Annotated in this window: 11 protein-coding genes; 2 read left to right on the top strand and 9 right to left on the bottom strand. The window is 66.9% G+C overall.

Translation table 11 applies throughout. The annotated features are described in order from the left end of the window. Positions 1 to 243 precede the first annotated feature (243 nt). Complete coding sequence (locus JI739_RS08090; protein WP_201683387.1) at positions 244 to 1,674, bottom strand: MmgE/PrpD family protein; 1,431 nt, start codon at positions 1,672 to 1,674, stop codon at positions 244 to 246. After that, positions 1,671 to 2,471 carry an HpcH/HpaI aldolase family protein gene (locus tag JI739_RS08085; RefSeq protein WP_201683386.1) on the bottom strand — a complete coding sequence of 267 codons (801 nt, stop codon included), beginning with the start codon at positions 2,469 to 2,471 and terminating at the stop codon, positions 1,671 to 1,673. The genes JI739_RS08090 and JI739_RS08085 overlap by 4 nt, the downstream gene beginning before the upstream one ends. Before the next feature lie 191 nt (positions 2,472 to 2,662). Here JI739_RS08085 and JI739_RS08080 point away from each other — a divergent pair, with 191 nt between their 5' ends. Next, positions 2,663 to 3,487 (top strand): GntR family transcriptional regulator, encoded by an 825-nt coding sequence (locus JI739_RS08080; protein WP_201683385.1) that lies wholly within the window; start codon positions 2,663 to 2,665, stop codon positions 3,485 to 3,487. Positions 3,488 to 3,515: 28 nt separating this feature from the next. Here the strand turns inward: JI739_RS08080 and JI739_RS08075 are convergent, their stop codons facing one another. The 5 genes from JI739_RS08075 to acs all read right to left on the bottom strand — a co-directional run bounded on the left by JI739_RS08075 (position 3,516) and on the right by acs (position 9,568). Then, a complete protein-coding gene (locus JI739_RS08075; RefSeq protein ID WP_201683384.1) occupies positions 3,516 to 4,043 on the bottom strand; it encodes an aromatic-ring-hydroxylating dioxygenase subunit beta in 528 nt (175 codons plus the stop codon). Beyond that, positions 4,040 to 5,365, bottom strand: a complete 1,326-nt coding sequence (locus tag JI739_RS08070) for an aromatic ring-hydroxylating oxygenase subunit alpha (protein WP_201683383.1) — start codon at positions 5,363 to 5,365, stop codon at positions 4,040 to 4,042. Before JI739_RS08070 ends, JI739_RS08075 begins: the two co-directional genes overlap by 4 nt. Positions 5,366 to 5,407: 42 nt before the next feature. Continuing rightward, a complete protein-coding gene (locus JI739_RS08065) occupies positions 5,408 to 6,178 on the bottom strand; it encodes an SDR family NAD(P)-dependent oxidoreductase (RefSeq protein ID WP_201683382.1) in 771 nt (256 codons plus the stop codon). Further along, entirely contained in the window at positions 6,171 to 7,136 is a 966-nt protein-coding gene (locus JI739_RS08060) for a Bug family tripartite tricarboxylate transporter substrate binding protein (RefSeq protein WP_201683381.1), read from the bottom strand. The genes JI739_RS08065 and JI739_RS08060 overlap by 8 nt, the downstream gene beginning before the upstream one ends. A gap of 446 nt (positions 7,137 to 7,582) precedes the next feature. Beyond that, the gene (gene acs / locus JI739_RS08055; protein WP_201683380.1) at positions 7,583 to 9,568 is read right to left on the bottom strand and encodes an acetate--CoA ligase; all 1,986 of its coding nucleotides are present in this window, start codon (positions 9,566 to 9,568) and stop codon (positions 7,583 to 7,585) included. Positions 9,569 to 9,694: 126 nt separating this feature from the next. On the opposite strand from acs, the gene JI739_RS08050 reads away from it, so the two are divergent. Continuing rightward, positions 9,695 to 10,312, top strand: coding sequence for a YqhA family protein (locus JI739_RS08050; protein WP_201683379.1), 618 nt, complete (start codon positions 9,695 to 9,697; stop codon positions 10,310 to 10,312). Here the strand turns inward: JI739_RS08050 and JI739_RS24840 are convergent. Continuing rightward, a complete protein-coding gene (locus tag JI739_RS24840) occupies positions 10,309 to 11,643 on the bottom strand; it encodes an ATP-binding protein (protein ID WP_201683378.1) in 1,335 nt (444 codons plus the stop codon). The genes JI739_RS08050 and JI739_RS24840 overlap by 4 nt on opposite strands. Positions 11,644 to 11,894: 251 nt before the next feature. Next, complete coding sequence (gene fumC, locus JI739_RS08040; RefSeq protein ID WP_201683377.1) at positions 11,895 to 13,289, bottom strand: class II fumarate hydratase; 1,395 nt, start codon at positions 13,287 to 13,289, stop codon at positions 11,895 to 11,897. Positions 13,290 to 13,318: the final 29 nt, after the last annotated feature.

The following is a 13,318-nucleotide window of genomic DNA, read 5'->3' as shown; positions in this document are numbered from 1 at the left end:
GCAACCTAGGGTCGCCTGCCGATTCGGCGGGGCCGGATGTCAGGCTACGTTCGGAAGCGCCGGACCACGCCGGATAGACCCTCGCCTGAATCAAGATAGCTCCCCCTGGTGAGTCCAGCCACCGCCGGACCAGCTGCATTCTCGATCAGCTCAGCAGCTGCCGCCGCAAAGCTTGCCGGGGCTCACTTCGCAGGGCTGGCGGGGAGGCATCAGCCATCGGGCGTGGCGTCGCCCTGCTCGTGCTCAGGCCTGCCCGTCTCCGTCCAGCACCAGGGCGGCGGTCAGCCCACAGACGTCCGGCGCCGAATGGATGTTCAGGGCCAGCTCCAGGATCCTGGCCGTCGATGCATCGCCGTAGACGGGCTCGACGTTCTCCCGGAATTTCGCCGCCACGTCCGCCGCCGTGAACGGTCGGCTGGGATGTCCTGGCGGCGCTTGCGCAGGCTCCACGTGGCGAGCACCGTCCATCGTGACGACCTCCACGCTGGCAAGGAACCCACGTGCGGCGCCCTGCGTGTGCTCGGCATCGGGCTCGATCGTGACCACCTTCCTGATGAAGGCGAGCCGGCCATCGGCCCGCACCCGCTCGGGATCGAAGCTTTCGACGCCGAGGCTGCCGTCCAGCAGGCAGCTGCCCACGATGTACGGCAGCGAATGGTCGGCCGTCTCGCGCGAGCTCGGGTTCCACGGATCGGCGCGTCTGGCCAGCAGGTGGTTGTACGCGTCCTGGTCGCACCGGACCACGACTTGCCGGATCGTGGACGGATCGCCCACCCGCTGGCGGACGGCGAGTGCCGCGCGGATGGCACTTTGCGCGCGAGATCCCACCGGCCATCGCTTGAAGGTTGTCATGGCGGCGCGATCCGGCTCGACGGGGCCCTGCAGCTTCTGCACCAGCGCCTGCACCGCCGCCGGGCTCATCGCGAACTTGGAGAGGAAGGCGGTCTTGCCCTGGAACGGCCGGACGGCCCCTTCGATGCCCACCTCGGCGAGCGTCGCGCAGTACAAGGCGTGCCTGATCGCATGGCTGCCATTGAAGCGCTTCCACATGGTGAGGTCACCGCGTTCGTTGAGGTCGCCTGATTCGACCTCGTCCGACGCCAGCTGGGAAACCGCCGCGATGGCCAGTGCCTCGGCCGTCTGCTTCTCGGACAGCCCCAGCAGCTTCGCCGCGGCGCAGGTCGCGCCGATGCCGATCAGGTTGGGGTAATCCCAGCCATGGGCCTCGATGTCGATCTCATCGAGCAAGATCATGTTGACGTCGTAGGCGAGTGCGATGCAGGCCAGCAGTTGCTCGCCTGTTTTCCGCCGCGCCTCGGCCAGGGCGATCAGGCCGGGAATGACATCACTCGGATGGCCGCCCGACTTGCCGATGTACAGGTCGTTGTAGTCATACGCGCGCAAAGGCACGCCATTGACCAGCGCCGCGACGTCCATCGACGCGACCAGCTGGGTACCCCACACGCGGGCACCACCGCCCATCTGGTTGAGCCGTGCATAGGCCCGGGCCAGCCGGGCTGCGGGGTGCTGCAGGGCGCCCAATGACACGGCGAGCGTGTCGACCAGGCATCGACCCACCGCATCGACCGCGGCGGCGGGAAGTTGCGCCGGCGCACGTGCCACCCGTGCGGCCAGGGCTTCGAGGACCGCGTCACCGCGGCGGTACGCGCTCACGTGTAGCCCCCCTGGACGAGGCTCTGGCTGGGCTCCGCCTCACCGCGAGCGACGCGGATCTCGTTGCGCGCGGCGGCCTGCAGGAGCGACGAATCCTTGCCCACCGTGACCAGGCGAAAACCCTGCGCCGCATAGAGCCTGCCCGACCGGCCGGATGCACACTGGATGCCGGCCACGATGCGGTGTCGCTGGCAGCTCTCCAGGATCGTGCGGACCGCCAAGACGTGCTCGGGCTCGGTCTTGTCCAGGTCTGGCGGCAGCCCCAGGCCCAGGGCCAAGTCCGCCGGTCCGACGTAGATGCCATCCAGGCCCGGGGTGCTGGCGATGGCGTCGATGTTCGCGAGCCCCAGGCGGGTCTCGACCATGACGAAGCACAGCACCGAATCCCCGAGGCTGGCCGCGTCGCGCTGATCACTCACAAGGGCGGCGCGAATGGGCCCATACGACCGGATGCCACGCGGCGGGTACCTGCAGGCCATCACGGCGGCCTCGGCCTCTTCCCGCGTATTCACCAGCGGAACGACGACACCCTGGGCGCCCGCATCGAGGTTCTTGCCGATCATCCAGGGTGCGTTCGCCGGAACCCGCGTGATCGGCAGCACCCCTCGCCCCTCGGCGGCGGCGTACATGGTCACGGCGTCCGAGTAGTCGATCAGGCCGTGCTGCTGGTCGACGCACACGTACTGCACACCCGGTGCGGCCATGAGCTCGACCGAAAACGCGGACGGCAAAGCCGCCCACATGCCGAAGACGGTTTCGCCACGCTCCCACGCTGCCCGCATCGCCAGTGCTTTCATGGTTGCCCCATATCCTTCATAAAGTGCATCCACCTTTTGGAATGTGGATGCACTTTAACCCCCTGAACCGCTTTGAACACATGGATTTCCCCCGATGGATCAGGGGTAAATGCATCCATTTGACGTCGAATGAACCGGCGACCCTGATGGCCGCGGAGTACACTGGCCTTCGATAACTGCCACCCATTCGTATGCTTGACCTGAACCGGATCGACCGGGATCGCAAGGCCCCTACGAGCGAGCCCGAAGAAGACCCGTCACCGGCGGGCGCCGCCCAGCGAAAGAACGCTGGCGGGGACATCCACCGGGTCCATTCACTCCTGCGCCGTCGCATCATCTTTGGCGAAATCGCCCCCGGCGAGGTGTTGAACCAGGTTCACCTCGCCCGCGACTTGGGGGTCAGCCGAACGCCCGTCCGGGAGGCCTTCCGCCTGCTGCAGGCCGAGAACCTGGTGGAAACGAACCACCAGCATCGTGTGCGCGTGACGGCGATCACGCCCGCGGACGTCGATAGCGTCTATGCCACCTGGATCGTCGTGCAGGCCCTCGGAACCGCTCTGACGGTCCCGCGCATCACACCCAGCGAGATGCGCGCGATACGCCGCACCCTCGACGAGCTGGAAACACACACACCGCCAGGGACCGCGTCGAGCACCGAATGGGACGACTCCCACGTCCACTTCCACCGCGCGCTCGTGATGCATGCCGGGCCCATGATCCTGGAGACGATCGATAGCTGCTGGTCCCGCTCCGAGCGGGCACGCCGGACCTGCATCAGTGCGTCACTGCACTCGTACGGCGCCTCGCACGAGGAACATGCCGGCCTCGTCGACGCGTACGCGCAGGGCGACGTGGCCAAGGCCATCTTCCTCTCGAGCCGGCAACTGGCTCGTGTCGCCCGGATCGTCATCGGCAACATCGATCCCGGGTACGAACCTGTGGCGGTGCGGGACGCGTTGAAGATGGCCACCTCGAACGCACCCGAGCCCAAGTTGCCCTCGGGCCGGCGCACGTGAGGCTCGGGCGAATCGAATCCACCCGCGCTCAGAACACGAAGGTCAGGTTGCCGTGCCAGCTGTCGCGATTGAGCAGCAGCACCTTTTTCTGGGCAATGCGCAGCCCGCCCTCACCGATGCGAAGCCGATGCTCGACCTGGGCGACCAGCGGGCGCATCTCCCCCAGGCCCAGCTGCGAGTAGTCACCGGTCCGCATCTCGTAGGTGAGCTGGCTGGACGTGACCGTGATCTCAAGGTCGGCGCGACCGGTCACCAGCACATTCGAGATGAAATGCAGGGTGCGCGAGCGCGGTGATTGCGCGGGGAAGCTGTTGTGCAGCAGGTGATACACCCGCTCCTCGCGGCGCGCCGGCGTATCCCGCACGAGCGACACGTTCGTGCGCACGTCGGCCTCGTCATCGATCGGCAGCCAGTACACGCCATCCGGCGTGAAGAGGGCGGACCACTCCTCGAGCGCCCAGCGATCCAGCAGCAGCGCCTCCCGGTAGAGGAAAGCCTCGATGGTCTTCAGGTCCGCGCCTGGGTGATCCCAGGCGGTCTCGCGCGTGCCGATCATGTCTGCTCCTCGCACATCAGGCGTGCCCATGCCCGCCACAAGGCGCGCTGCGGCGCTTCACTGGCCGGCAGTCCGCGCCAGTCGCCATCGACCAGCTCGTCGGTGTCCAGGCCCCTCTCGAGGATCAGCCAGTCGACGGCGCTGCCCAGCAGGCCCTGCTGGTTGCGCGAGAAGATGTCGACGTCGTCGGCAGCGCCGTGGCCCGCAGGGCCATAGAACCGCTCCTGGCTGCGCAGCATGCCCTCGTTGTAGGCATCCGGTGCATCCTTCAGTTCGTACGGATAGATGGTCACTTCGGTCACGTCGGGGGCGATGGGGCGCCAGGTCCGGATCTGTTGGTGGATCATCCCGACGTTGGGGAAGATCGACACCGCGCCCTTGCCCACCAGCCAGGCGAATTCCTCGTCCCCGTGCGTGCGCCTGATGCCTTCGTAGAAGGACGAGAACTCTCCCTCGAGGTAGGTCTCGGGGTGGCTCGAGGGGTTCTCGAGCATGCCGTGCCCGTGGGCGCAGCTCCAGGTCGCCCCCTGGAAACGCAGCTTGCGCATCTCCTTGACCGATCCGCCCTTGTGGACCCCGAAGTCGCCGGTCGTGTCGCCGAACCTGGCCTGCAGGTTGACGAAGCCTTTGTGGGTGTGCAGGAAGTGGTAGGCATCGACGATGTTCTCGGCCTGGAACTTCCAGTTGCCCTGGTACCGCACGACGAAGGGCCTGGACCGCAATACGATTTCACCGCCGGGCGCCAGGTTCAGCTTGCGGTCGATCACGCTCCTGGCGCGACCCAGGAAGGCTTCCAGCCCGGGCGCGTCGGCATTGAAGCTTGCGAAGATGAAGCCGCGATAGGTGGCGACACGCGGCAGCCTGAACAAACCCTCGGGCTGCCGGAAGTTCTCCGAGTAGCCGCCGGGCTCGCGCCGCTCGGACACGGCGATCAGCCGACCGTCGATGCCATACACCCAGCCGTGGTACGGGCAGTTGAATTCCGTGGCGTTCCCGCGCGCATCGCGGGTGAGGACCGCGCCGCGGTGCACGCAGCGATTGACGAACACATGGATGGTGTCGTCCTCGCCACGCGAGACGACGACTGGCTGAAGTCCGATGTGCGACGTCTTGAAGTCGCCCGCCTTGGGAATTTCACTGGCGTGGCCCACGTAGACCCAGGTCTTGGCGAAGACCTTGTCCATCTCCTCGCGGAAGACGCGCTCGTCGGTATACGCACTGGTGTGCACGCGGAACGTGCGCTCGTCCCGCTGGAGGATCTGCGCGGAGCGCGGCTCTTCCTGTCGGGTGAACCGCACCCGCGCTTCGGGTTGGTTGTTCATCATCTCCAAAATCCTTCCGGGCCTCCCCTGGGCGGCCCTGCCTCAATCCATGAACCGGCCGCCGGACAGGTTCAACGTCTCACCCGTCACGTAGCCGGCGTTGCGCGAAGCCAGAAACAAGGCCGCGTGCGCCGCCTCGGCGGAACGCCCCACCCGTCCGACCGGAATTCCCTTGGCGGCTTCGGAGGCATCGTCCATCGCCGCGACCTGCACGTCGAACAGGGCCGTCGCGATGACATTCACCGTCACGCCGGTCGGAGCGATTTCGGCGGCAAGGCCGCGCGAGAACGTGATCAGTCCGCCTTTGGCCGCGGCGTACGGGGACACGTGGGGATGGACACCCGTCTTCCCGGACATCGAGCAAAAGGAGATCAGCCGGCCGTACTGCTGCCGGACCATCCGCCTGGCCGCCGCTCGCAGCCAGGCGATGGGTTGCAGCAGCTCCGTCTCGATGACCCGCCGGTACTCCGCATCCTCGATGTCGAAGACCTTGGCCGTCTTCACCGGCGGGGCCATCAGCACCAGCACGTCCAGCCTGCCCGACGGCCCCTGGGCCTGGTCGAGGAAGTCGTCGATGGCCTCGGGCTGCGTCATGTCGACCGGCAGGTAGCGCGCGCCCTCCATGGCGCAGCCGGGTGGCGCCGGTGCGTGGGCCAGGTCAGCCACGGTGACCTGCGCGCCGCGACCGACGAAAGCGCGCACGGTGGCGGGCCCGGTACCCAGGCGGCCGCCGATGACGGCGACCCGGGCCTGCGAAAACTCGTTCGGATCGAACTCCTGCATGCCGTGCCCTGAAGCGGTTCGCTCACTCATTGGTGATCTTGTGCCGGTCGATGAGGGCCGCGTATCGGCGGAATTCCGCCTGGACGTACTTCTGCATCTCCTCCGATGTCGAGGGCCGCACCTGCAGCCCGGTCGCCTGCAGGTCCGACTTGATGGACGGCTTGTCCAGCGCGCTGCTGATGCCATCGAACAGCTTCTTGCGAACCGGTTCGGGAACGTCGCGCGGGATCATGAAGCCGTACCAGGCCTCGGTCGACACGTTCGGGACGCCGGCCTCGGCGAAGGTCGGCGTCGCCGAAATCAGCGGGTTGCGCTTGGCCGCGCCGACCGCGATCAGCTTCAGCTGCCCCGAATCGACGAAGGGCTTGACGGTGTGGCTCGCGACGAACATGACATCCACGTGGCCGGCGATCAGGTCCGTCACCGCGGGCGCCGTGCCCTTGTAGGGGATGTGAAGGAATTTCAGCTGCGCGGCGTCTTCGAACTCGGCCATCGCAAGATGCATAGGGGAGCCGCTGCCCGGGGTCGCGAATCGCATGCCGCCCGGGTTGCTGCGGGCCGCCGCCATCACGTCGGCCAAGTTGTTGAACTTGGACTTGCCGCCCACCACCAGCGACGAGTCGCCGTACGCGGCGATCAGCAGCGGCTTCAATTCGCTCATGGCGTCGAAGCCGGCACTCTTCACCAGCGTGGCCGTGATGGAGATGTTGCTGGCCGTGACCAGCACGGTGTGCCCGTCCGCCGGCGCCTTGGCCGCGAGTTGCGCACCCACGTGACCGGCGGCGCCCGTGCGGTTCTCGACGGTGACCGGTTGTCCCCACTGGTTTTTCAGGTCCTCAGCGACCAGGCGCGCGATCCGATCCATGCCCGTGCCAGGCGTGAACGGCACCACGAACCGGATCGGTTTGGTCGGGAACTCGGTGGCATGCGCGGGCAGCAACCCCGCAATGACCAGCAGCCCTGCACACAAGCCAGACAGCGGCTTCATAGATGGATTCCCCTATAAGCGAGTGACGCACCAAAGTGGATGCACTTTCATCTTATGCATCCATTTCAGCGTGTCAACCGGGTTCGGCCCGACAGGGATCCACCGTCGATCCCCCATGAAACATAGGGGATATACCAAACATTGGCGCACCTTGCCGCGCTCGATACTCGATTTCGCTCATCCAAAGTGCATCCACTTCGCGCCCCGGATTGGCATGTCGCCAAGAGACGTCGTCCCAAGCGGCTCGACTGTCGAATGCCTCGTGCGGCATCGCGGAACCGGCTCGGCGAGCCGAAGGCGGCGGAGAGAGGGATGGAGATCGTCGAGCTGCCCGCGTGCCGCCCGGGCGAGCTCGTCCAGGGCCCGGTGATCTCCCGATCACCGGCCTGCAACTTGCCGATGGCCGAACCCTGCCGGTGCCGCCCTCGAACCGGGCAGCAAGGCGATCAGTTGGCTTGCGACAACTGATCGAGGATGGCCGGGTTCTCCAGGGTGCTGGTGTCCTGGGTGATGGCCTCGCCCTTGGCGATGCTGCGCAGCAGGCGCCGCATGATCTTGCCGCTGCGGGTCTTGGGCAGGTTCTCGCCGAAGCGGATATCGCGCGGCTTGGCGATGGGCCCGATTTCCTTGGCCACCCAGTTGCGCAACTCGTTGGCGATCTGCCTGGCTTCATCGCCCGTGGGCCGTGGCCGCTTCAGCACGACGAATGCGCAGACGGCCTCGCCGGTCACGTCATCGGGCCTGCCCACCACGGCCGCCTCGGCCACCAGATCGGTTTTGGCCACCAGCGCCGATTCGATCTCCATGGTGCCCAGCCGGTGACCGGAGACGTTGAGCACGTCGTCGATGCGGCCGGTGATGCGGAAGTACCCGCGGTCCTCGCTGCGCACGGCGCCGTCGCCGGCGAGGTAGACGCGCCCGCCCATTTCCTCCGGAAAGTAGCTTTTCTTGAAGCGCTCGGGGTCGTTCCAGATGGTGCGGATCATCGAAGGCCAGGGCCGCTTGATGACCAGCATGCCGCCGGCACCGTGGGGCAGGTCCTTGCCGGTTTCGTCGACGATGGCGGCCATGATGCCCGGCAGCGGCAGCGTGCACGAGCCGGGCACCAGCGGCGTGGCCCCGGGCAGCGGCGTGATCACGTGCCCGCCCGTTTCGGTCTGCCAGAAGGTGTCGACCACCGGGCAACGCTCGCCGCCCACGTTCCGCCAGTACCACATCCAGGCTTCCGGGTTGATCGGCTCGCCCACGCTGCCGAGGATGCGCAGCGAGGACAGGTCCCAATTGCGCGGATGCACCTTGTCGTCGGTCTCGGCGGCCTTGATCAGCGAGCGGATCGCCGTGGGCGCCGTGTAGAACACGCTGACCTGGTGGCGCTCGATCATTTCCCAGAAACGGCCCGCGTGCGGATACGTGGGCACGCCCTCGAAGACCAGCTGCGTGGCGCCGGCCGCCAGCGGACCGTAGGCCACGTAGGTGTGGCCGGTGATCCAGCCGATGTCGGCGGTGCACCAGAACACGTCTTCGGGGCGGATGTCGAAGGTCCATTCCATGGTCAGGCGGGCCCACAGCAGGTAGCCACCGGTGGCGTGCTGCACGCCCTTGGGCTTGCCGGTCGACCCCGAGGTGTACAGGATGAAGAGCGGATGCTCCGCATCCACCGGCACCGGCGGGCAGTCGTTGCCCTGCCCCTGCAACACCTGGTCGAACGTGCGGTCGCGCCCCTCGACCATGGCGCATTCGGTCGGGGTGCGCTGGTAGACCAGCACCGAGCGCACCGTCTCGCAACCACCCATGGCAATGGCTTCGTCGATGATGGCCTTCAGCGGCATCTCCTTGCCGCCGCGCATCTGGTAGTTGGCCGTCACCACGGCCACCGCGCCGGCATCGATGATGCGTTCGTTCAGCGCCTTGGCCGAGAAACCGCCGAACACCACGCTGTGGGTGGCGCCGATGCGGGCGCAGGCCTGCATGGCGACGACGCCTTCGACGCTCATGGGCATGTAGATGACGACCCGGTCGCCCTTGGCGATGCCCTGCGCCTTCAGGGCATTGGCGAAGCGGGCGACCCGGTCGAGCAGTTCACGGTAGGTGACGCGGGTGACCTGGCCGTCGTCGGCCTCGAACACGATGGCGGTCCTGCTCTCGACCTCGGTGCCCATGTGCCGATCGAGGCAATTGGCCGACGCGTTGAGCTGGCCGTCGTCGAACCAGCGGTAGAACGGCGCGTTGCTCTCGTCCAGCGTCCGGGTGAACGGCCGCGTCCAGTTCAGCTGCTCGCGCGCCAGTCGCGCCCAGAAGCCCTCGAAATCCTGCTCGGCCTCCCGGCACAGGGCCTGGTAGGCCTCCATGCTGGGGATGCGCGCCCCCTGCGAGGCGGCCGCAGGGGGCGGGAACACGCGGTTTTCGACCAGTACCGATTGGATGGATGTCATGTTGTCTCCGGGGTCAGGGATCGGGCAGGCAAGGACTCGCCGCGCCTCCTGCGGCCAGTTTACCGAGGCGCTCGCGGTTGGACAGCCCCCTAGAATGCCGCGCTTTGATCGAGAACAAGCATAGCGATGGCCGACCCGAATCCCCTCCAGAGCCGCAGCTCGCCCCTGCGCCCGCTTCCCAACATCATTTTTGCCAGCCGCTGGCTGCAACTGCCCTTGTACGTCGGGCTGATCCTGGCGCAGGCCGTGTACGTCTACCACTTCTGGATCGAATTGATCCACCTGCTGGAAGCGGCCTTCGGCAGTGAAACGGCGCTGCAGCAGCTGGTGACGAGCATCGGCTACAAGAGCACGGCACCCATCGGCGCGCTCAATGAGACGGTGATCATGCTGGTGGTGCTGGCGTTGATCGACGTGGTGATGATCTCCAACCTGCTGATCATGGTGATCATCGGCGGCTACGAGACTTTCGTGAGCCGGATGAACCTCGAAGGCCACCCGGACCAGCCCGAATGGCTCAGCCACGTGAACGCGTCGGTGCTCAAGGTGAAGCTGGCCACGGCCATCATCGGCATCAGCTCCATCCACCTGCTCAAGACCTTCATCAACGCCGAGAACTACTCCGACCGGGTGCTGATCGCGCAGACCGCGATCCACATCGCATTCCTGTTGTCGGCCATGGCAATCGCCTTCACCGACCGCATCATGGGCGGCTCATCGCCGCCATCGCAGCCTCATCACTAGTCGCCCGGGCCCTCGCCCTCGGTCAACCGGGCCGGCCGCAGCCACAGTTCGACCCACAGGCCGCCATCGGCGCGGCGCAAAACCCGCAACTCCCCTCGCTCCTGCTCGACTTCGCGGGAGGCCACGAGCAAGGACAGCTCGGCGAAGGGGCTGCGCTGGCGGTCCATGGTGGCGCGATCGAAGGGCTGGCTCAGTTGTGCAAGTTCCCCTTCGCTCAGGCCCGGTCCGTGGTCGGCGATGCGCACCACGATCCATCCCTGCTCCAGCGAGCTCTGCACCTCGACCAGGCCGCTGCCGTGACGCAGGGCGTTGTCCAGCAGGTTGAAGAGCGTCCGCCGGCGCGACGAGGGCCTGCATTGCACGTAAGGCAGGCCGCCCAGTTCCAACCTGACCCGTCCGCTCGCGCCAGGCAGCCGCGCCACCAGGTCGGTGATTTCCTTGTTCATGTCGACCACCGCCATCGGCTCGGTCGGACTGTGGCTCCGGGCGAAAGCCTCGAACCGGTCGATGGTGCGCTCCATCTCATCGATTCGCTGCAGGGCCTGGGTCGGCGCTGTTGCGCGCGGCAGCGCCTGCCGCAGCCGTTCCAGATGGCTCCGGATGTCATAGGAGCTGTCCTGCATCATGACGGCCAGCTCGACCCGCGCATCGGCCAGCCGGCGGCTCATGTCGTTGAAGCGTCGGTTCAGCTCCAGCAGGTCGTCGCGTTCGTCCTGCGCCACCTCCGTCGGCAGCGTGCCCACCTCGCTGCGCGGGTCCACGCTATCGATGGCGAACGCCAGCCAGCCCAGCTGTTGGCGCAGCCGCAGCATCAGGAAGGCGGCAGCGGCCGAACTCGCCACGACCACGAGCAAGGCCACGCCGACCATCAGCCCGATCGGGATGTCCACCAGGGGAGCCATCTTGATGCGGACCCAGCGGTTGCGGCCCGTCTCCACCGGGACTGACAGCCAGAGTGCGGGAGCCGGCGTGTCGGTGAACACGATCGAGTAGGCCGACATGTGTTTGCCGAGCTCATCGAAGAACTGCCGGGTCACCTTGAGCTTGGGGAGGATCAGCAACGCGGGATCGACCTCTTCGGCCTTCAGGTTCCCCTGGGTGTACTGGTCGAGTCGGTCGAGGTAGGCGTTCTGCATGTGCGGCGGCAAGGCACGGACACTGCCGATCAGCCCGACGAGCTGGTTGGCGAACACCTCGCTGGCCATGCGCATGCGTGCCTGCTGCACGGTCTCCTGGAAAACCAGCGTCACCGTGCCCAGGGCCAGCAACATCGCCGCGACCAGCACCGCGAAGTAAACGAGAAACGGCGCGAAGAGGGTGCGAAGGGACACCGGGACTTGCAGGGCCAGTCCGCGGAAGCGACGCAACCCGGGCCACCCCGCATCTGCCTTCGCATCCGATGCGTCACCTGGCAATTTGTCGTCACAGTCGGCATCGCCCACAGCCCGCTCCATGCACAAGACCGATGGGTCTCCGCGCGATCTGTTCGCCCCCTGAAAATCAGCGTAACACACAAGTAACACGCCAACACCTAACTCGCTGTACCCGACCCGGGCGCGAGGTATCGCCACCTATTCCGTATTCAATCGGCTGGGCGTCCCACCATGCGAACCGGCTGGACCCACTCGTCGAACTGCTTGGCCGTGACATGGCCCGATGCGAGCGCCGCCTCTCGCAGCGAGCTGCCTTCCCGGTGCGCCTTCTTGGCGATCTCGGCCGCCTTGTCGTAGCCGATATGCGGGTTGAGGGCCGTCACCAGCATGAGCGAGCGCCCGACCAGTTCACCGATGCGCGCGCGGTCGGCCTCGATGCCACGGGCGCAGTGATGATCGAAGCTGGCCATGCCGTCGGCCAGCAGCCTCGCGCTCTGTTGGAAGTTGTGCGCCATCATGGGTCGGAAGACGTTGAGCTCGAAATTGCCCGAGGCGCCGCCGATGTTGATGGCCACGTCGTTGCCGAACACCTGGCAGCACAGCATGGTGACCGCCTCGCTCTGGGTGGGGTTCACCTTCCCCGGCATGATCGACGAGCCCGGTTCGTTCTCGGGGATGCGCAGCTCGCCGATGCCGCTGCGTGGACCGCTGGCCAGCCAGCGGATGTCGTTGGCGATCTTCATCAGGCTGGCCGCCAGCGTCTTGAAGGCCCCGTGCGCATGCACCAGCGCATCGGCCGCCGCCATCACGGCGAACTTGTTGGGCGCGCTCACGAAGGGGTGCCCGGTCAGGCGGGCGATCTCGACCGCCACCTGCTGCCCATAACCTGGCGGCGCGTTCAGGCCGGTGCCCACCGCGGTGCCGCCCAGGGCCAGTTCATACAGCGCCGGCAAGCTCGCCTCCAGGTGCCGCTGCGCCTGTTCGAGCTGGGCGACGTAGCCCGAGAACTCCTGGCCGAGCGTCAGCGGTGTTGCGTCCTGGAGGTGGGTGCGGCCGATCTTCACGATGTCGTCGAACTCGCCCGATTTCGCCTGCAGCGTCGAGCGCAAGCCCTCCAGCGCCGGCAGCACCTGCTCCCGGATGGCCACCACCGCGGCGACATGCATGGCCGTCGGAAAGACGTCGTTGGACGACTGGCTGCGGTTCACGTCGTCGTTGGGATGCACCTGCCGCCCAGCCCCACGCGAACCGCCCAGGAGCTCGCTCGCGCGGTTGGCCAGCACCTCGTTGACGTTCATGTTGGTCTGCGTGCCCGAGCCGGTCTGCCAGACCACCAGCGGGAACTCCGCCTCGTGGCCGCCCGCCAGCACCTCGTCGGCGGCGGCGGCGATGGCCGAGGCTTTGCGCTCGTCCAGCAGCCCGAGCTGGCGGTTCACGACCGCCGAGGCCCGCTTGACCTGCACCAGCGCCCGGATGATCTCGCGCGGCTGGCGCTCGCCCGAGATCGCGAAATGCTGCAGCGAGCGCTGCGTCTGTGCGCCCCAGAGCCGGTCTGCCGGCACCTCGATGGGCCCGAAGGTGTCGTGTTCGATGCGGGTCGTCATGCGGCCTCCCATGGGAAGACGGACAACCG

The organism is Ramlibacter aurantiacus (assembly GCF_016722895.1).
In the GTDB taxonomy this organism is placed as follows: Bacteria; Pseudomonadota; Gammaproteobacteria; order Burkholderiales; family Burkholderiaceae_C; genus Ramlibacter; species Ramlibacter aurantiacus.
This window is presented reverse-complemented; position numbering and strand designations above follow the sequence as displayed.

What these genes read in the sequence shown, in the direction of transcription:
- JI739_RS08085 (WP_201683386.1), bottom strand. Translation starts at nt 2,471, where the DNA reads ATGAAAGCACTGGCGATGCGGGCAGCGTGGGAGCGTGGCGAAACCGTC.
- JI739_RS08080 (WP_201683385.1), top strand. Translation starts at nt 2,663, where the DNA reads ATGCTTGACCTGAACCGGATCGACCGGGATCGCAAGGCCCCTACGAGC.
- JI739_RS08075 (WP_201683384.1), bottom strand. Translation starts at nt 4,043, where the DNA reads ATGATCGGCACGCGCGAGACCGCCTGGGATCACCCAGGCGCGGACCTG.
- JI739_RS08070 (WP_201683383.1), bottom strand. Translation starts at nt 5,365, where the DNA reads ATGAACAACCAACCCGAAGCGCGGGTGCGGTTCACCCGACAGGAAGAG.
- JI739_RS08065 (WP_201683382.1), bottom strand. Translation starts at nt 6,178, where the DNA reads ATGAGTGAGCGAACCGCTTCAGGGCACGGCATGCAGGAGTTCGATCCG.
- JI739_RS08060 (WP_201683381.1), bottom strand. Translation starts at nt 7,136, where the DNA reads ATGAAGCCGCTGTCTGGCTTGTGTGCAGGGCTGCTGGTCATTGCGGGG.
- acs (WP_201683380.1), bottom strand. Translation starts at nt 9,568, where the DNA reads ATGACATCCATCCAATCGGTACTGGTCGAAAACCGCGTGTTCCCGCCC.
- JI739_RS08050 (WP_201683379.1), top strand. Translation starts at nt 9,695, where the DNA reads ATGGCCGACCCGAATCCCCTCCAGAGCCGCAGCTCGCCCCTGCGCCCG.
- fumC (WP_201683377.1), bottom strand. Translation starts at nt 13,289, where the DNA reads ATGACGACCCGCATCGAACACGACACCTTCGGGCCCATCGAGGTGCCG.